Origin of the sequence: Tumebacillus amylolyticus, assembly GCF_016722965.1 — a bacterium.
GTDB lineage: Bacteria > Bacillota > Bacilli > Tumebacillales > Tumebacillaceae > Tumebacillus > Tumebacillus amylolyticus.
Genome location: NZ_JAEQNB010000003.1, coordinates 243,682 through 261,271, shown reverse-complemented (window position 1 = coordinate 261,271; position 17,590 = coordinate 243,682). Strand labels below are relative to the sequence as shown.

The 17,590-nt window shown below is 55.6% G+C and carries 23 protein-coding genes; 13 read left to right on the top strand and 10 right to left on the bottom strand.

Annotated elements, in window-relative coordinates:
* Window positions 1–40 precede the first annotated feature (40 nt).
* Window positions 41–1,012: a magnesium/cobalt transporter CorA gene (gene corA / locus JJB07_RS11265; RefSeq protein ID WP_201635022.1), complete on the top strand. Its 972-nt coding sequence runs from the start codon at window positions 41–43 to the stop codon at window positions 1,010–1,012.
* Between the two features lie 57 nt (window positions 1,013–1,069).
* Here the strand turns inward: corA and thmT are convergent, their stop codons facing one another.
* Window positions 1,070–1,255, bottom strand: a complete 186-nt coding sequence (gene thmT / locus JJB07_RS11260) for a 2-hydroxymuconate tautomerase (protein WP_201635020.1) — start codon at window positions 1,253–1,255, stop codon at window positions 1,070–1,072.
* A gap of 138 nt (window positions 1,256–1,393) precedes the next feature.
* On the opposite strand from thmT, the gene JJB07_RS24220 reads away from it, so the two are divergent.
* Window positions 1,394–1,528, top strand: a complete 135-nt coding sequence (locus tag JJB07_RS24220; RefSeq protein ID WP_283809105.1) for a hypothetical protein — start codon at window positions 1,394–1,396, stop codon at window positions 1,526–1,528.
* A 71-nt stretch (window positions 1,529–1,599) separates the two neighbouring features.
* Window positions 1,600–2,193 (top strand): hypothetical protein, encoded by a 594-nt coding sequence (locus JJB07_RS11255; protein ID WP_201635018.1) that lies wholly within the window; start codon window positions 1,600–1,602, stop codon window positions 2,191–2,193.
* A 70-nt stretch (window positions 2,194–2,263) separates the two neighbouring features.
* Here the strand turns inward: JJB07_RS11255 and JJB07_RS11250 are convergent, their stop codons facing one another.
* Entirely contained in the window at window positions 2,264–2,953 is a 690-nt protein-coding gene (locus JJB07_RS11250; RefSeq protein WP_201635016.1) for an SGNH/GDSL hydrolase family protein, read from the bottom strand.
* A gap of 6 nt (window positions 2,954–2,959) precedes the next feature.
* On the bottom strand, window positions 2,960–3,223 hold the full coding sequence (gerPC, locus tag JJB07_RS11245; RefSeq protein WP_201635014.1) for a spore germination protein GerPC: 264 nt from the start codon (window positions 3,221–3,223) through the stop codon (window positions 2,960–2,962).
* A 181-nt stretch (window positions 3,224–3,404) separates the two neighbouring features.
* On the opposite strand from gerPC, the gene JJB07_RS11240 reads away from it, so the two are divergent.
* The 3 genes from JJB07_RS11240 to JJB07_RS11230 all read left to right on the top strand — a co-directional run bounded on the left by JJB07_RS11240 (window position 3,405) and on the right by JJB07_RS11230 (window position 4,779).
* Window positions 3,405–3,581: a hypothetical protein gene (locus JJB07_RS11240; protein ID WP_201635012.1), complete on the top strand. Its 177-nt coding sequence runs from the start codon at window positions 3,405–3,407 to the stop codon at window positions 3,579–3,581.
* Window positions 3,582–3,745: 164 nt separating this feature from the next.
* Window positions 3,746–4,297, top strand: a complete 552-nt coding sequence (locus JJB07_RS11235) for a bifunctional transcriptional activator/DNA repair enzyme AdaA (protein WP_201635010.1) — start codon at window positions 3,746–3,748, stop codon at window positions 4,295–4,297.
* The gene (locus tag JJB07_RS11230; RefSeq protein ID WP_201635008.1) at window positions 4,294–4,779 is read left to right on the top strand and encodes a methylated-DNA--[protein]-cysteine S-methyltransferase; all 486 of its coding nucleotides are present in this window, start codon (window positions 4,294–4,296) and stop codon (window positions 4,777–4,779) included. Before JJB07_RS11235 ends, JJB07_RS11230 begins: the two co-directional genes overlap by 4 nt.
* Before the next feature lie 108 nt (window positions 4,780–4,887).
* On the opposite strand, the gene amyS is transcribed toward JJB07_RS11230, so the two are convergent.
* On the bottom strand, window positions 4,888–6,426 hold the full coding sequence (amyS, locus tag JJB07_RS11225) for an alpha-amylase (protein ID WP_201635006.1): 1,539 nt from the start codon (window positions 6,424–6,426) through the stop codon (window positions 4,888–4,890).
* Between the two features lie 170 nt (window positions 6,427–6,596).
* Between amyS and JJB07_RS11220 the strand changes: the two genes are divergently transcribed.
* The 4 genes from JJB07_RS11220 to JJB07_RS11205 all read left to right on the top strand — a co-directional run bounded on the left by JJB07_RS11220 (window position 6,597) and on the right by JJB07_RS11205 (window position 8,714).
* Window positions 6,597–7,022, top strand: coding sequence for a DUF309 domain-containing protein (locus JJB07_RS11220; protein WP_201635004.1), 426 nt, complete (start codon window positions 6,597–6,599; stop codon window positions 7,020–7,022).
* Window positions 7,019–7,375, top strand: coding sequence for a 2Fe-2S iron-sulfur cluster-binding protein (locus JJB07_RS11215; protein WP_201635002.1), 357 nt, complete (start codon window positions 7,019–7,021; stop codon window positions 7,373–7,375). The genes JJB07_RS11220 and JJB07_RS11215 overlap by 4 nt, the downstream gene beginning before the upstream one ends.
* A gap of 80 nt (window positions 7,376–7,455) precedes the next feature.
* Window positions 7,456–8,121, top strand: a complete 666-nt coding sequence (locus JJB07_RS11210; protein ID WP_201635000.1) for a molybdopterin-dependent oxidoreductase — start codon at window positions 7,456–7,458, stop codon at window positions 8,119–8,121.
* Window positions 8,118–8,714: a cytochrome b/b6 domain-containing protein gene (locus JJB07_RS11205; protein WP_201634998.1), complete on the top strand. Its 597-nt coding sequence runs from the start codon at window positions 8,118–8,120 to the stop codon at window positions 8,712–8,714. The genes JJB07_RS11210 and JJB07_RS11205 overlap by 4 nt, the downstream gene beginning before the upstream one ends.
* Before the next feature lie 13 nt (window positions 8,715–8,727).
* On the opposite strand, the gene JJB07_RS11200 is transcribed toward JJB07_RS11205, so the two are convergent.
* A complete protein-coding gene (locus tag JJB07_RS11200) occupies window positions 8,728–9,654 on the bottom strand; it encodes a phosphatase PAP2 family protein (protein WP_201634996.1) in 927 nt (308 codons plus the stop codon).
* 131 nt (window positions 9,655–9,785) lie between these two features.
* Between JJB07_RS11200 and JJB07_RS11195 the strand changes: the two genes are divergently transcribed.
* Window positions 9,786–10,421 carry a DUF2238 domain-containing protein gene (locus tag JJB07_RS11195; protein WP_201634994.1) on the top strand — a complete coding sequence of 212 codons (636 nt, stop codon included), beginning with the start codon at window positions 9,786–9,788 and terminating at the stop codon, window positions 10,419–10,421.
* Between the two features lie 51 nt (window positions 10,422–10,472).
* On the opposite strand, the gene JJB07_RS11190 is transcribed toward JJB07_RS11195, so the two are convergent.
* Together JJB07_RS11190 and JJB07_RS11185 are read right to left on the bottom strand one after the other, a co-directional pair.
* Window positions 10,473–12,506, bottom strand: a complete 2,034-nt coding sequence (locus JJB07_RS11190) for an ABC transporter ATP-binding protein (protein WP_201634992.1) — start codon at window positions 12,504–12,506, stop codon at window positions 10,473–10,475.
* 13 nt (window positions 12,507–12,519) lie between these two features.
* On the bottom strand, window positions 12,520–14,280 hold the full coding sequence (locus JJB07_RS11185) for an ABC transporter ATP-binding protein (RefSeq protein WP_201634990.1): 1,761 nt from the start codon (window positions 14,278–14,280) through the stop codon (window positions 12,520–12,522).
* A gap of 65 nt (window positions 14,281–14,345) precedes the next feature.
* Between JJB07_RS11185 and JJB07_RS11180 the strand changes: the two genes are divergently transcribed.
* A complete protein-coding gene (locus JJB07_RS11180) occupies window positions 14,346–14,621 on the top strand; it encodes a GIY-YIG nuclease family protein (protein ID WP_201634988.1) in 276 nt (91 codons plus the stop codon).
* A gap of 71 nt (window positions 14,622–14,692) precedes the next feature.
* Here the strand turns inward: JJB07_RS11180 and JJB07_RS11175 are convergent, their stop codons facing one another.
* Window positions 14,693–15,334 carry a helix-turn-helix transcriptional regulator gene (locus JJB07_RS11175; RefSeq protein WP_201634986.1) on the bottom strand — a complete coding sequence of 214 codons (642 nt, stop codon included), beginning with the start codon at window positions 15,332–15,334 and terminating at the stop codon, window positions 14,693–14,695.
* 168 nt (window positions 15,335–15,502) lie between these two features.
* On the opposite strand from JJB07_RS11175, the gene cax reads away from it, so the two are divergent.
* A complete protein-coding gene (cax, locus tag JJB07_RS11170; protein WP_201634984.1) occupies window positions 15,503–16,546 on the top strand; it encodes a calcium/proton exchanger in 1,044 nt (347 codons plus the stop codon).
* A gap of 62 nt (window positions 16,547–16,608) precedes the next feature.
* Here the strand turns inward: cax and JJB07_RS11165 are convergent, their stop codons facing one another.
* Both JJB07_RS11165 and JJB07_RS24215 read right to left on the bottom strand, forming a co-directional pair.
* Window positions 16,609–16,749 (bottom strand): hypothetical protein, encoded by a 141-nt coding sequence (locus tag JJB07_RS11165; protein WP_201634982.1) that lies wholly within the window; start codon window positions 16,747–16,749, stop codon window positions 16,609–16,611.
* Between the two features lie 149 nt (window positions 16,750–16,898).
* Window positions 16,899–17,567 (bottom strand): lytic transglycosylase domain-containing protein, encoded by a 669-nt coding sequence (locus tag JJB07_RS24215; RefSeq protein WP_283809104.1) that lies wholly within the window; start codon window positions 17,565–17,567, stop codon window positions 16,899–16,901.
* Window positions 17,568–17,590 lie beyond the last annotated feature (23 nt).

Here is a 17,590-nt window from a genome sequence, read left to right as displayed (position 1 = left end):
ATTCGAATAGACGATTCGACAGAGATGAGAGGGCCGCGCGATGATCAAGACGTATTTTTATAATTTTGTTGAGAATAAAATGTACCATGACGTTGATCTGCAGAGCCGGCATGCCATGCTCCAAGACCCCAAGAACCTTCTGTGGATCGACCTCTACAACTGTACGGCTGAAGAACTGAAGTATATCGGCAATACGTTTGACTTCCACCCGCTCGCTATAGAGGACTGTCTGCACGACTCTCCGCGTTCGAAAGTTGACAAATACGATGACTATTATTTCTTCGTCTTTCATGCCCTGCGGTACGACGAGGAGCGTGAGATCGAGATCACGACCGAGGAACTGAACATCTTCCTCGGCAAGAACTACATCGTCACCATTCACAAAAAACCGCTTCAATCCATCGGCCGTGTAGCCGCCGCAAGTTTGCGAACGTCCCAGTTCATGAGCCGCGGTCCGGACTATCTGCTCTACGCGATGGTGGACGGGATTACCGACGAGTACTTCCCGATCATGGAGCGTCTCTCGTCCCGGATTGACGAACTCGAAGACGAGATGTACGTCGAACCGGCCCAAGAGATCACCGAGGAGTTCCTCGCCTTGAAGCGCAATATCGTGTTGGTGCGACGCGTCATTCAGCCGCAGAAGCGGATTTTCGCCAACGTCAACGGACGGTATTCGTTTGAGATCAGTGAAGACAACATTCCGTATTACATCGACTTGGTCGACCACTTGGAACGCCTCGCCGACACCGTCGAATCGCAGCGCGATTTGATTTCCGGTGCTCTGGAGACGTACTATTCGCTTGTCACGGCGCGCACGAACGACACGATGCGCGTGCTGACCGTCATCTCGACGCTGATGCTGCCGCTGACGTTTATCACCGGCTTCTTCGGGATGAACGTGCCGCTTCCGTTCCACGAATCGTGGTGGTCGACGATCGCCATCACCCTTGGACTCGTGGCCATCTCGTATTGGATGATGAAAACTTTCCTCAAGCGCAAATGGATTTGAGAAAAAAGCCTCTGACCGCACGGTGCGGACAGAGGCTCTTTTTGATTCCACGTCGCTCTATTTGTCGAGGACGAGGGTACCGCCGTTGGCGTAGTCTTCCTTTTTCATGTCATTGAAGAACACGTGGACGCGATCAGCCGGGACGTTGGTGATTTCAGCAACCGCTTCGGTGACGCGCTTGGCGAGTTCACGCTTCTGCTCGACGGTGCGGCCTTCGACCATTTCGATATGTACAAACGGCATGGGGGTGCCTCCTTTCGGTTTTGCTTCTTTCATTATGGTAGGCGGGTATCCATTTTGCAAGGCTTCGAGACAGGTGTCCAGTTCGAATCGGGGCGTCGTCCCATAGGATACGGTATCAAAGCGAAGGAGGAAGATACAATGTCTGGAAACGTAGCAGCGGCAGCAGGGTACGGCGGTTTTGGTACTTTCGGTGGCTATACGCGGTGGGCAGTTGTGTTTCTGATCATCTTTGTTCTGTTCTTCTTGCTTGTCCCTGGTGTTGGCGGGTACTAGGACGTATAGGTGCGGATGCGAGAGACCGAGAGGGTTGCCTCTCGGTCTCTTGTTGCAAAGGGGGTGAGGGTATGGGGGATTTGATTCGGAAGAAACGCGTATCGAAAGCGCCGATGAAAAAAAACCGCCAAGCCATCGTGATTGACGGAGACTTGCGGCGGATGATCCGTTCGGAGGCGCGCAAGCTGAACATGTCGGAGGAAGATTATCTGCGGCTGGCGGTGCATTTTTCAGAAGCGATTCGGACGGCGGCCGTACCGGCGGGGTTGTTGGACGGCGGCTTTTTGACCGGAATTCTGGGGAATCCGATGATTATGAGTATGATCAAAGGGATGATCGGGAACGCGGTCACGAAGTATTTTAACAAAGACTCGTCGAGCCCGTCGCAGCAGAGCGCCGTGCAACAAGTTCCGCAACACGGCATGGGGATGATGCCAAGACCTCCGATGTACGGCGGGCCACACGGCGGGCCGCAAGGAATGCCAAGACCTGGGATGCAGGGGATGCACGGACCGACGCAACACGGCATGATGATGCCGGGAATGCCGGGCATGGGGCATGCACCGCAAGCACAAGCGCAGGCACCGGCGCAAGACAAAGGCAGTGACTTCTCGATGGACGGCATTGCCAAGATGATGATGAACATGTTCGGAAACTCCAAGTAAGCGGGCGCAGCGATGCCCGCTTTTTTTTCATGGAAAAAACGGCGGCCTCGTGCGAGGGTCGCCGTTTTTGTCAAGGCTTTTTGGGGGCTGGTGGTGGTGGGGCCGTGAGGGCACGGTAGAACGCGTCGGCGATTTTTTCGTGACCTTCGTCGTTGGGGTGGATCGGGCGGCGGAAGAAGCGCTTCATGTCTTGGATCGTGCCGGTCTTGTAGTATTGGATCGTGCGGGATTCCAGACCGCGCAGAACGGTCGAGAGGCGCACGAGGTGCAGGTTTTTGTATCGGCGGGAGAGCGGTTCGAGGTGATGTTCGTTCAGAGCCCCGATGATCTGCTCGGCGGCCGTTGATTGCGGAAACGGGTTGTAGAGATCGCCGAGGTAGATCGGGCACTTCGTCAGCGAAATCAAAGTCGTCAACAGGAGATCGAGTTCGCGGGCGAGCGTCTCCCCACGCAGATTCAGCTTCGCCGTTTCGGAGAAGTTTTTGGGAAAGTGGTTGATGATGTCGTTGCCGCCGATCGTCATGACGATCCAGTCGGCGGCGGCAAGTTTGTCGTAGAGGTGGTCGCCTTTTTGCAGAGCTTGGGTCAGGCGCGGGATCGTGAGGCCGGGAATGCCCCAGTTGACCATGAGGAGGTCGGGGTATTTCTCTTCTAAGCGTTTGGCGAGGTGGGTCGGGTAGCCGCGGCCCCATTTGCCGCCAACTCCCGCCGTGATGGAGTCGCCAAGCGCGATCAGGGATTTTTGTAGAGAGTCGGGCATGGCGGGTCAGATCTCCATGATCGGACGCTTCGGCAGGTGCGGGAGGCGTACGCACCCGTCCTTGCTCTCGTCCGTTTCCGCCGAATGGGCGATTCCTACCGTAAGCGTTCCCGAGAGCGTCTCGATCTGGATGTTCTCCAATTTTACTTCGAGCTTCCCGATCATCAACGTCTTCGCCGCCAACATCAGCCGGATGTGCTGGATCTCGCGCTCCAGCTCTTGAACTCGCCGTTGTAAGTAGTAGTTCTCTTGCACGAGCGGATGCAACATGATCTAGACCTCCCATCGGAGCCATATCTGTCGTTGTTGCAGTGTATGGGCGTGGGCCCAGAGGTGTGACAAAGTTGTATTTTTAGGTAAATAGTATGTCATATATCGACGTGAGGAAGCATATATGATATACTGAGGTCAGTGTTACGAACGAATCTTTCTGAGAGGGGATTGACCACCAATGCAAGACTACATCGACCGCAAACATGCCGAATTGAAAACCTACATCCGAGAGTGTGAGCAACGCTTCGGTATGACGAGCGAAGAATTCCTCTCGTACTACCGCGAGCTGGAGTCTCATGGGTTGGAGGAAGAGTACGACTGGTATGTGGCGTTGAACTTCCTCGCTGCGGCGTAAGCAGTTCCTTGATGTAAACGGATACAATGTGACATACACATAGATGCCTCCGCCGTGGTTGCGGGGGCTTTTTTTTTTGTATTCTTGACTCTTCATTCGCAGAGGGTACTCGGCGGGGCTTCTGTGCGTTACACTAGAGGACAGATGAAGGAGGGGACGGAAGCATGGAGGAGCGACAGTGGCAAGCGATTGAGGCGTGTGACAGCGGGAGTGACGGGGAGTTTTATTACGGGGTGCGGACGACGGGGGTCTATTGTCGGCCTTCGTGCAAGTCGCGAACGCCCAAGCGGGAGAATGTGCGGGTGTTTGGGACGACGGATGAAGCGGTGAATCAGGGGTTTCGCCCGTGCAAGCGCTGCCGACCGGAGGAACTCGCATGGCGCGGGGCGGGGGAGGAAGTGGTGGCGCTCGTGAAGGGATTGATGCAAGCGCGGTTTGCAGAGGCGCTGAGTTTGGAGCTGCTGGCGGAGGAAGTCAAGATGAGCCCGCATCATGTGCACCGAGTTTTCAAGCGCGAGACGGGGCAGACGCCGGGGGAGTTTTTGTTGGAGGTGCGGATGCGGGCGGCGAAAGAGTTGCTTCGGACGACGGAGTGGAGCGTGACGGAGGTGGCGGGGCAGGTTGGATTTGTGAATCTGTCGCACTTTTCGACGGTGTTTCATGAGCAGACGGGGCAGACGCCGACGCAATATCGGGGAGGGGCGGGAGAGCGATGATCGTAAAATGGACGCCGTTTCGAGACCTGTTCGTGGCGGCGACAGACCGGGGGGTCTGTTGCATCACATTGCCCAACGAGTCTTGGGAGACGTTGCGCGCGTGGGTGAGCAAACAGTTGCCGGGGGCGGAGTTGGTGGAGGACGCCGAGAGTTTGGCGGGGGTGATCGGGGAATTGGAAGCGTACTATCGCGGGGAGTTGCGTGTATTTGCGAGCCCGCTCGATTTGCGGGGGACAGAATTCCAGCGTGAAGTCTGGCAAACGGTTGCACAGATTCCGATGGGGGAGACGCGCAGTTACAGCGAGATCGCCCGCGAAATCGACAGACCGCGCGCCGTGCGTGCAGTTGGTGCGGCGAACGGAGCCAACCCCGTTCCGATCCTCGTGCCCTGCCATCGAGTCATCGGCAGTTCCGGCCACCTCACCGGCTACCGTGGAGGACTCCCGATGAAAAAAGAGCTCCTGACGCTCGAAGGCTTGTGAGCACCAAGAGCACGCGCGGGGGAAAAGCACATGACATGAGATTCGCTTCGGTACTGCCAGTACGAGAAAAGACCCGTTCCCTTGAGGGACGAGTCTTTTTTTCGTTCATTATTTGGTCCAGATCGAGACGGAGCCGCCGTTGCAGGGGAAAGTGCCGTAGCCGCTGGAGTTGATCGTGACGGTGTCGGTGCGGTTGCCGGTGATGTCCTTCCAAACTTGACCTGCATGCGCGGTGCCCACGAACATCGACTTGGAGCCGCCAGGGCCGTCAGACATGACGGTTGCAAGGCCCGAGCCCACGTGTGCAGAATCGCCTTCGCGAGTCCAGCCGATCACGTCAGCGTTGTCGAGATAGTCGTGCTGCGTGCCGTACGCGTAGGATTTGCGTGCCGAGAGTTGCTTGTCAAGCCACGAAGACTTCGCCGAAACACCCTTTGCCGGGATGCCGTAGTAGTCCCCGTAGAACACGCACGGATAGCCTTCTTGGCGGGTGAGGATCGTCGCATACGCCAACGGTTTGAACCAGTCCGAAACCCAAGATTGCAAGGATTGGCCCGGCTCGGTGTCATGGTTGTCAACGAAGGTCACCGCTTGCACCGGATGGTTTTTCATCATCGTGCCGTTCAAGATGTTGCGCATGTCATAATAGCCGCCGCCGTTCGCCGCCGATTGGAAGTTCGTGTGCAACGGCACGTCGAACAGCGACATGCTCCAGTTGGTCTTGGTCTCGTAGTTCTCCAACGCCGCGAGGTTGTTGTTCCAGTACTCACCGACTGCGAAGAGGTTCGATTTGCCCGTCGTGGAGCGGGTATTCGCAAGCCAAGACGCCATATAGTCAAACTTGATATGCTTCACCGCGTCGATGCGCACGCCGTCCAGACCGAGGGTGTTCACATACCACTTGCCCCAGTTCTTGACTTCCGCTTGCACATCCGGGTGATCGTAGTCGATGTCAGCGCCCATCAAGTAGTCGTAGTTGCCGTTCTCCGAATCCACTTCCCAGTCCCACGCCTTGCCGGTCGATTGGAACAGGTAGATGCGGTTCAAACCGCGGGATTGGTCATAGTCCACGCCGTTGAAGTGGTACCAGTGCCATTTGAACGCCGAGTACGTGTTGCCGCGACCCGGGAAGTTGTAGTCGGTCCAAGCGGAGATTTGGTACGTGCCCGACGTGATCTGGTTGCGGTTGGACGAGTTCACTTCCGCCGCGTTCGCCAATTCGGTGCCGTCTGCGCCCAAGCGATGGTTGAGCACGACGTCTCCATAGGCTTGAATGCCGTTGGTGTGCAAGGACGAAATCGCCGATTGCAACTGAGCTTTGGTCCCGTACTTCGTGCGGACGGTGCCTTTTTGGTTAAACTCGCCGAGGTCGTACATGTCGTATACGCCGTACCCGACGTCAGCTTGCGATTGGCCTTTGTACGCCGGCGGGAACCAAACGCCGGTGATGCCGATGTTTTTCAAGTGCGTCGCATCGCTGCCCATCTTGGTCCAAAGCGTACCGTCATTGGGCAGATACCATTCAAAATATTGCATCATCGTGCCGTTGTCTGCTGCCATCGCAGCGCCCGCCGGAACGAGCGTTGCCATGAAGATGGCGGCAAAGGACACCCCGAAAGTTTTCTTCAAGTTCTGTTTCAAGTTCATGTTGTAGTTCCTCCCTTTTCTCTCTGGTACGTGATGAAAACGCTTGCACAACTTGATGATCACAATATAACAAACGAACAGTGAAGATTCAATATATTTTTGGAATTTGATCAAACAAACGGTTGCATCGGCGAATTGGTGTATACTAAAAGCAAAGCGAGGTGGGCTCCATGACGGAACAGCATCCGGAGGAAGTTCTGGATTATCTGCTGTATATGAACCGACGACAGTATTTTGAGGCGCATGAAGTGCTGGAAGGGTATTGGCACGGAGAGCGCATTGATTTTTATAAAGGGTTGATTCAAGTGGCGGTCGCGTTGTACCACTTGAACACCGGCAATATCGCAGGGTGCCGGGCTCTGTTCACACGGGCGCGGGAATTGCTGACCCCGTACGCACCGGAGTTTCGGGCGGTCGACGTTCAGCGGGTGCTGACGTACATCGACGACTCGCTCGCGCTCATCCCGAACGTCATCGAGATGGAAGCGGCAGATGCGCGTGCGCTCGGCGTCCAACCGATCGACATGTGGCTCGAAGACGGCACGGAGTTGCCGCTTGAACCTGTGGTTCCGTTGGATGAGGAGGAGGACGAGTGAGCAAGATTCGATTTGAACCGCATGGCAAGACGGCCGACGTGAGGGATGGCGTGACGATTCTCTCGGCTGCCCGAGCGGCCAAAGTGATGTTGCCAAGCAAGTGCGGGGGGCGGGGGGCTTGTACCACCTGCAAAGTCCAGATCAAGTCGGACGTCCCGCTCTCTGCACTCAGCCGTATGGAAAAACACATGCTCAGCGACCGCATGGTGGCGGACGGGTTCCGTCTCGGCTGCCAATGCAAAGTGACGGGGGACGCCGAAGTGACGATCCCCGAAGACCCGTTGCGCCGCACGATTCGTCTGCAACTAGAAGCGGCAAGGCGCGAGAAGGAAGAGCGAGACCAAGAGCAATAACGCACAGAAAAAAAGAGCGGGGATGTCTCCGCTCTTTTTTCATGAAAGGCAGGTGTCGCGTGATGCGCGAAGAGGAGAACATGACACGTCGACGTTTTCTAAAAGCGTTGGGACTGGGAATGGCAGGGCTCTCGCTGTCTGGATATATGGTGTATGTATTTGGCGGGACCAGCGTGTCCGATGTGTGGAAGATGGCTGTCGGCAGCAAAGGGTCGGACGGATTTCGGGCACTTGAGAACTTTCGCATCAACAGCGTGGAACCAACCCCCGAGGTGAAGATCGGAGACTATCGGTTGCAGGTGGACGGTTTGGTTGCGAATCCGGTGATGTGGGCGTTTGACCAGATGAAACAGGCGTTGCAGGAAGTGGAGCAGACCTCCAATTTCCACTGCGTCGAAGGCTGGGGGATCAAAAACGTCCGCTGGACAGGCGTGAAATTGCGGGAGTTGATCCAACGGGTGCAACCCCTGCCAACCGCAACGCATGTCACGTTTTACTCGTTGGGCGGCGTGTACACCGAAAGTCTGACTCTCGCCGAAGCGCAAGAAGACGAGACCTTGCTCGCGTATCAAATCTACGGGCAAGACCTACCTCCCCAGCAAGGCTATCCGCTGCGGGTGATCATCCCGCGCATGTTCGGGTACAAAGGGGCAAAGTGGGTCTATCGTATCGAGTTCACCGACAGACAGCACATGGGTTATTGGGAGAAGTACGGCTACAACGTGGACGGAGTGACGGTGCGATGAAATGGGTCGAGCGGTTTAACAGGCCGGAACGGATGTTGCACGGCGTTGTCGCTGCGCTTTTTCTCGTGTTGTTGATCACGGGACTTTGTTTGCATCTCGAAGTGTTGCGGGAATGGCTCGGAGCTTGGAAGTTTGAAGTTCGGATGGTGCATGACTGGGCGGGGGTTTTGTTGATGGTCGTGCCGTGGCTCTTGATTTGGGTCTATCGCAGAAGTTTGGCCGCTTTTTTCAAAGAGATGACGCATTGGCGGGAAGTCGAGATCGAATTCCTCTACCGGCGCACGAAGCTCGCCCACAAGTTTAACGGCGGTCAAAAAGCGAATTTTTTGATCGCGATGATTTTGTTCTTGGGGATGTCGGTGACCGGTTTTTTCGTCTGGCAGAGCCAGTGGATCTCGCTTGACCTGCGGGAGTTTTTGTACAGTTGGCACAAACTGCTGTTCTACCTGCTGACCGCGCAAGTGGCAGGGCATGTTTTTTTGGCAGCTGTATACAAGCCGACACGCCATGCCTTGCAAGGGATGTTGCACGGCAAGGTGTCCAAGGAATGGTCGGACGAACATCACCCGCTCTGGAAGCAAGACGAAGACTAAAAAAGCACGCTCCTCACTTCGAGGGCGTGCTTTTCTCAATCGGCTCGGGCGCCGCTGCGTATTGCGCGTGGGCGAGACCGGACGGTTTGGTTTTGGAGCGGGACAGGAGGTTCGGGAGTTTGAGAATCCCGTCTGCCAGTTTGACGACCAAGTAGGCGAACAGCATGCCCGCCAAGACGTCGAGCACCCAGTGGATTTTCAGGTACAACGTCGAGAGGATAATCAACGTGCAGTACGTGCCCATGATCCAACGGAACGCTTTGGACTTTTCACGCATCGCCATCAACAGCATCGCAAACGCCATTGAAGTGTGCATGCTCGGGAAGCAGTTCTGCACCCAGACGAGGTATTCGCTTTGCGTGTAGTCGCGGTACCACGGGTTGAGCATGTCGGGCAAGCCTTTAACCCACCAGACTTCTTGGAGAAACACGGTGTTGTAGAACAGCAAGATCAACGGGACTTGCAAAACGAAACCGGCGAACGCGTAGTGGAGCATTTTTTTCACATCTTTGGTGAAGAAACTGCGGATCATGCACGCCCAGAACGAGAGCGTGAACCCGTACCAATAGACCCAGCCGATGAAGCGGGTCAACCAGTCCGGTTGCCAGACCCAGAGGAACGAGCCGTCGTTAAACGGGATCGAGTTGAACAGGTCGTTCCATTTGAAGATATGGTGGACGCTCTTGGTCTGCCAGCCTGCGACATGCTCCCAAAAGCTGCCTGCGTAGTTGTACATGACAAACGGAAACAGCAGGGCGAGGAAGCCGAGGGGCAAGTAGCGTTTCCAAGGGATGTCTTTTTGATCGTGTTGGACACCGAGCAGGGCGACCAAGATGAAGAGGATGCATCCGATCCCCCAGTTTTGAACGGCGGTGATTCCGTAGAGCACGCCCCCGGTGGCGAGAAGCAACAAGGGCCACATCCAACGTCGCATCGTCATCGTGCGCGCCTCCTTTCGTTTACAGAAACTTCATTATACCACAAAAAAACACCCGATCCGGGCAGGAGTCGGGTGTTTTTTGTTGGCAAGATCGGGAATTTGGAGAGACTATGACGATAGAAAGGGGCGGAATGTCGAAAATGCGAGTGCGAGGGTTGCATGTTGCTCTGCTTGTTGTATTTCTGGCGGTGTTTGTGTGGTCGGCGGTGAAGCCGAGGGACCTACAGACGTGGTGTTTGGAGTTGGGACCGATTGTGGTCGGGATGATCTTGTTGGTTGTGACGTATCGAAAGTTTCCGTTCACGACGCTTACGTATGTATGGATTTGCTTGTCGGCGATTATTGTGGCGGTGGGCGGGCATTATTCGTATGCGCACAATCCGTGGTTTCAGTGGTTGGGGGAGAAGTTTGGGTGGGAGCGGAATTATTACGACCGCTTCGGACATTGTGTAAAAGGGCTGGTGGCCCTGTTGATTGCGCGGGAGATTCTCGTGCGCAAGTCGCCGGTGCGGGATACGCATCCGAAGTGGTTGGTGTTTCTGGCGCTGAATCTGGTGATGTCGTCGGCAGGGGTGTACGAACTGCTGGAGTTCACCGTTGCCAAGATCACCGGAACCGGAGCCCAAGAGTTCCTCGCCACCCAAGGAGACGTCTGGGACACCCAATGGGACATGACAATGGCTCTGCTCGGGGCCGTCATCGGTTTGGTCGCATTCAGCAAGTGGCAAGACCGCCAAATGCTCAGGCTGCCGATTGATAAAAGCTAGATCCATAAAAAAGACCACGTCTCAGCAACGGACGTGGTCTTTTTTTTCATGTTACTGCGATGTGGCTGCAGCTTCTTGGTGGAAAGCTTCTTTGTATTGCAGTTGGTAGAGGTTGTAGTACATGCCGCCTTGGGAGAGGAGTTCTTGGTGGGTTCCCATCTCGCGGACGCGGCCTTTGTGCATGACGATGATCTTGTTGGCGTGCTGGATCGTGGAGAGTCGGTGCGCGACGACGATCGTCGTGCGGTTTCGCGTCAGCTTCACCAGCGCGTCTTGGATCAGGCTCTCCGTCTCCGTGTCGATGTTCGACGTCGCTTCATCCAACACCAGAATCGCCGGATCAAACGCCAAGGCCCGCGCAAACGCGATCAGTTGGCGCTGCCCCGCAGAAAGCGTGGTCCCGCGCTCAAGCACCGGCTCTTCCAATTTACCGGGCAAGCGGTTGATGAACGTGTCTGCGTTGACGTAGTGAATCGCTTCTTCGATCTTCTGATCCGAGATCGACATCTCCGCCAATCGGATGTTGTCGCGAATCGTCCCCGTGAACAGGAACACGTCTTGCAACACCACCCCGATCGCACGACGAAGGTCTTCCTTGGTGCAATCCTTGATGTTCACACCGTCGATGAGAATCTCCCCGCGCTGGATGTCGTAGAAGCGGGAGATCAGGTTCAAGATCGAACTCTTGCCCGCCCCGGTCGCCCCGACGAACGCAATCGTCTCACCCGGTTCGATGGTGAAGGACACATCGCGGAGCACCCAATCTTCGCCCTTGTACGCAAACCAGACGTTGCGGAATTCCACACGGCCTTTGATCATCGGAAGCGTGACCGGATTCGTCGGGTTCTTGATCGCGTCTTCGGTGTCCATCAGTTGGAAGAGACGCTCCGAGGAAGCCATCGCCCCTTGCAGGATGTTGTATTTGTCTGTCAAGTCGTTGATCGGTTGGAAGAACTGCTGAATGTAGGAGATGAACATGTACAGAACACCGAATTGAAGCGTCGTGTCGAGTACTTTGCCCCCGCCGTACCAGATGATGATCGCAAGAGCCAGCGAAGAGAGCGTCTCCATCGCCGGACGGAACAGTGCGAACGCCATCAGTTCACGCCACGAAGCGCGGAAGTACTCTTGGTTGATCTCTTCAAATTCAGCGTGCATCTGCTTCTCGCGACGGAAAATCTGGATGACGCGCATCCCTGCGATGTTCTCGGCGAGCTGTGCATTGATCCGCGCCAATTTTACGCGGGTATCGCGGAACGCGGCACGAGCGAATTTGCGGTAGATTTGCGTCGCCACGACGACCAGCGGGAGACAGACCAGCGAAACCCAAGCCATTTCCGTGTTCGCTTGGAACATGACGATGATGATCCCGAGGATGATGAAAATGTCCTTGAACAGCGTCACCATCATGTTGGAGTACATCTCGTTCAGCGCTTCCGTGTCATTCATGACGCGGGTGACGAGACGGCCGACCGGGTTGTTGTCGAAGAACGAAATCGCCAGTTTTTGCAAATGCGAGAACAACTGCTGACGAATGTTGAAGATGATGCGTTGCCCCGTCCATTGCAAGATCAAAGTCTGCACATAGTTCAGGACAAAGCTCGACAGAATCAAGCCGAGATAGAGATAGCCGATCTTGAGCAGAGCGCCGGTCTCCGTGTCTTTGAAAACGTCGACTGCATCCGGCGCCATCGGGTTCGAAGTGACCGCCCCGGCCGCCGTGGTTTGAACGATGGTGTAGGCATCGCCGCTTTTCTCAATCTTGAAATGATCACGGGACTTCGCGTCGTCGCCGGTGAACTCCGACTCGCGCACGAGGTCTTGGTTGTTGTAGGAATAATGATGGACGTCCGGCACTTCATTCGCTTGCACCGCCACGTAGGTGGTGTCGAATACGTTCATATGATCGTCGATCGCGATCTTGATCAGGTACGGGCGCGCCAGGTCGGCGACCGTAATCACGAGCAGGATGACGATAGAGAGAGCGACCCATTTCCAATAGGGTTTCACATAGGAGAGAAGGCGGCTCATGAGCTTGCTGTCGTAACTTTTTTCTAATTTCTCTTCTTCATGGATGTTCGCCATGCTCCCACCCCTTTCAGTCGTTCGATTGTGCGATCTGCTCTTCGAGCAGTTGCTTTTGGTAGAGTTCGTGGTAGAGACCGTCGCCTTGCAGGAGTTGGTCATGGGTGCCGCGTTCGATGATTTCGCCGTCGTCGAGGACGAGGATTTCGTCTGCGTCCTTGATCGTGGAGATGCGGTGTGCGATGATCAGCGAGGTGCGGCCTTGCATGATGTCTTTCAGCCCGCGCAAGATTTCCTCCTCGGTGTGCGTGTCAACGGCGGAGAGCGAGTCGTCGAGGATGAGGATCTTCGGGTTCTTGATGACGGCGCGCGCGATGGAGACGCGCTGTTTTTGTCCGCCGGAGAGGGTGACGCCGCGTTCGCCGAGCATGGTGTCGTAGCCCTCTGTGAAGTCTACGATGTTGCCGTGTACTTGAGAAAGCGTCGCCGCCGCTTCAATTTGGGCTTGGGTGTACGACCCGCTGCCGGAGAATGCGATGTTGTCACGAATCGACTTGGAGAACAGGAAGTTCTCTTGCGGCACATAGCCGATGTTCTCGCGCAAGGTCTCAAGCGGTACTCGGTTGATGTCCACCCCGTCGACGAACATCTGCCCGCGATCCGGGTTGTACATGCGCAAGAGCAGGTTGAGCAACGTGGTTTTGCCGGAGCCGGTGCGTCCGATGATGGCGACTTTTTTTCCGGCGGGGATCGTGACGTTGAGGTTTTTCAAGACCGGGGTTTGGCTGCCCGGGTAGGTGAACGTCAAGTTGCGCAGTTCAATCGCGCCGTCGAGGTCGGTTTTGTCTGCGATCATGTCCGGCTCGTCATGAATTTCCGGCTGGGTGGTCATGATGTGATTGATCCGTTGCATCGAAGCAGAAGCGCGTTGCCAAATGTTGATGACTTGACCAATGGCCATCATCGGCCAGGTCATGAGAGCCAAGTAGGTGTTGAACGAAATGAATTCCCCGAGTGTGATCGAGCCGCGCACGACGAGGATGCCGCCGTAGGAGAGCGCGATCAGGAACGAGAGGGTGGAGACCAGTTGCACCAGCGGGTTGTAAATCCCGTTGACGCGGGCGAGCTTGAGGTTGGATTTGTAGTTCACGCGGTTTTGCGCGGTGAACTTTTCGATCTCGGCGTCTTCTTGGACGAACGTTTTCACGACGCGGGCTCCGGCAAACGATTCCTGCACGCGGTCGGAGAGGGTGCCGAACGATTCTTGGACTTCGGTGAAGCGTTTGTGAATCACTTTTCCGAACATCCGCGAAACGACGATGAGCAGAGGCATCGGAGCGAGTGCGAAGAGCGTGAGTTGCCATCCGACGGTGTAGATCATCATGAACACGGTGAAGGTCAGGACGAACATCGGGTCGATGAACGAGAGGAAACCCGGGCCAAGCGCCATGCGAATGGCGTTGAGGTCGTTGGTGGCGTGTGCCATCAGGTCACCTGTTTTGTTGTGGTTGAAGAAATTCGGGGACAGCTTCTGCAAGTGCGAGTACAGTTTGTCGCGCATGTAGACTTCGGACGTGCGGGCGGTGCCCATGATGTAGATTCGCCAGAAGTAGCGTGAGACCGCGGTGAGGGCCGCGACGCCGACGATGATCCCGACGTACTTCCAGACGCCGGCGCGGTCGAGCAGTCCGGCTTTGATGTCGTCGGTGAAGTGTCCGAGGATTTTCGGAGTGATCATGCCGATCAAGTCGACGAAGAACACCCAGAAGATCCCGAGGAAGTATTCCTTTTTGTGAGCGGACAGGAATTCCTTGAGCGTGATAAAATTCTTCATGTGCATCTTCCTTTTGCCGTAATTTCACAAGTATTTTGAAAACAGACCACACACGAGGTATTTGTATGGTGTATGTGTATCTACTAGAATGCAAGGACAGGTCTCTCTACACGGGAATTACCAAAGACCTGCACAAGCGCATCCAAGAGCACCGCTCCGGACGAGGCGCCAAATACACGCGCGGGCGTGGACCGCTGGTATTGCGCTACGTGGAAGTTCAACTGGACAAACCGGATGCGCTCAGGCGGGAGATCGAGATCAAGAAATTGACTCGCAAGCAAAAAGACAAGCTGATCGCAAACGCATGTCTGCTGCCATGCGCTGACTCTCAAGTCGAGTAGGTTGCCTTCCCACGGGAAGACATGAGGAAATGCGCCCTGTGGAGGGCGCATTTGAGGTGTTAGGAGTGGGATTAAGCTTCAATATTCAGATTGCCAGAGATCTTGAACACGCAGCACTTGCCGCCTTCGGCGAGGCATTCGGAACGGTTCACATCGGTGCCAAGCACACGGCGGAACACATTGGTCTCGCAGGAACAGGTCTGCGGATACATCTTGGAGACTTGGGCAATCGGGCAGTTGTACTCGACGATCTCGTACGTGCCGTCCTGCTTCTGCTCCCACTTGGAGAGGTAGCCCTTGCGGTTCTGCATGTCTGCGAGAATCGCCACTTTCTCCTCCAAGGTCTTGCCTTCGAGCAGTTCGTTGTATACCTGCACCAACCGCTCTTCACGGTGATCGAACAACTGCTTGATTTTATCCGACCCGTCAACTTTCGCAATGTCCTCTAAAAGATCAAGCGTCAGGGTATGATAATTTTTGGGAAACAGTTCATCGGCTTCCTCGGTCAGCCCATACACTTTGGCTGGGCGTCCCATCGGTTGGCGCACAGTCGTCGGATAGATGAGGTCATCGCGCTCCAACGTGGCGATGTGACGGCGGATTGCCATCTCGGTGATCCCGATCCGTTCCGCGAGTTCACCCGCACTCATGGGTCCCTCCGTGCGCAGGAGAGTGATGATCAAGCGGCGTGTGCTCGTTTCTTGGGTTGCCATCGCGATCCCCCTTTCCTATTTCAATGCTACTATCAGTATATACATAAAGATCCGAGAAGTAAATTTCTATATGACTATGCTTAGAAAATAGGGAGATCGTCCGTCTTGCTTTTAGCGCTCGTGCTTGGTACATTCAAATGTGGATGGAAAGAAAGGAGAAATTTTCATATGCAACGTTTGCTTATGATCTTGCTGGTGATCACATTTCCGCTCAGTGTGATCGGCAAGTACCTCCATTGGAGTGATGTGGCGCTGTTTGCCATCGCCTGCGCCGCGATTATCCCGCTGGCCGGAGTGATGGGCCGCGCGACGGAATCGATTGCGATCCACAGCGGACCGAAGATCGGCGGGCTGATGAACGCGACATTTGGCAACGCGGTCGAATTGATCATCTCCCTGTTTGCGTTGAAGCAGGGCCTGATCGGGGTCGTGCAAGCCTCGCTGACCGGTTCGATTATCGGGAACTTGTTGCTCGTTGCAGGGTTGTCCTTCCTCGTCGGCGGAATCAAATTCCCTCAGCAGAAGTTCAACCGCACGATTGCGGGCACCAACTCGGCGATGATGTTGCTCGGCGTCGTCATCGCGCTCGTCATCCCGGCGATCTTCACCGCCACCAACCCGAAAATATCCAACTCGATGTCGATCGGCGTATCTGTCGTCGTCTTGCTGTTGTACTTGCTCGGACTGTTCTTCTCGTTGTACACGCACCGCAATCTCTTCAACTACACCGAGGAACTGGAGGAGGAGGAAGCGGAATGGAGCATGAAAAAAGCCCTGCTCATCCTCGCCCTCGCCACCGCCGCCGTCGCGTTCGAATCGGAATTGCTCGTTCATACGATTGAGACGGTTTCGCATGAACTCGGCTGGTCGGAAGTCTTCATCGGTGTCATCATCGTCGCGATCATCGGCAACGCGGCGGAGCACAGCTCGGCGATCCTCATGGCGCTGCGCAACAAAATGGACGTCGCCCTCGAGATCGCCGTCGGGTCGTCGCTGCAAATTGCCATGTTCGTTACGCCGGTACTGGTATTTGCCTCGCTGTTCTTCGCAGAACCGATGTCGCTGGTCTTCTCGTGGCCGGAATTGGGCGCGATGGTGCTCTCCGTGCTCCTCATCAACTTCCTCGCGCAAGACGGCGAGTCGAACTGGTTGGAGGGCGCGATGGCACTCGGTGCCTATGTGATCATCGGGATCGGCTTCTATTTCCTCTAAACCTGCCACCTGAGAAAAAAGCCCGCCTCCGCAAAGGGAGACGGGCTTTTTTTTCATCAAAACTAGCAGCCGCCGGTTTGAACGCCGCCGACATACCCCGGCACGAGCAGGAAGAACAGCACGAAGATAATCAGAAAGACAACCGCCCAACGAGTGTAACCACCGAACACGCCGTAACCGAAACCACCAACAGGTTGATTCATACCAAATTCCTCCTCAGAGTGTTTTGTGGGATTCACTTCACACCCCTAGTACATGCGCACAGCGGACATTCTGTAAGGGACAGGAGTCCAAATGACGAGCCCAAATCAAAAAAAGACCCGCTGGCCGTGTCCGGTGCGGGTCTTTTTCGTCAGGCGTCGAGCGATGACATGATGTTGCTTACATAGCGCTGTGTCTCACCGAACGGAGGTACGCCGCCGTAGCGGTCGACGTTGCCGGGGCCGGCGTTGTACGCCGCAAGTGCCATCGACGTGTCGCCGTCGTAACGGTCGAGCAACGATTTCAGATACCGAACGCCGCCGTCGACGTTCTGCGCGGGATCGAAGACGTTGGTGACACCAAGGCCCTTGGCTGTGGCCGGCATCAATTGCATGAGGCCGCCGGCGCCGACTTTCGAGGTGGCGTACGCGTTGAAGCCGGATTCTTGGTGGATGACCGCTTTGACGAGAGAGGGGTCCACTCCGTAGCGGGAGGAAGTCGAAGTGATGAGATCGTCATAAGCGGACGGTCCCATCGTGTAGGTATAGGAAGTGGAGCGGGACGGTCCGATCAGGGAAGCCAAGCGTTGCTGCGCGACAGGGTCGAGGAGCCGCAAGTTCGCAGGCGTTGTGCCTGTCATGCCGGACTTCTGTGCGTTGAGTGCGGTCTGAGCCGTTTGGGCGGTGGATGCTGTTTGTGCCAGAACGGCGTTCAACAGCGCGGAGAAATCTCCGTCGTCGCTGCTGTCGTCGGACGACCCGGACAGCGTATTGGTGTACATCTGTGTGCGCATCATAGCAGCTAGCATTTTAACGTCCATGGTCCACCTCTTGATTAGAAAGA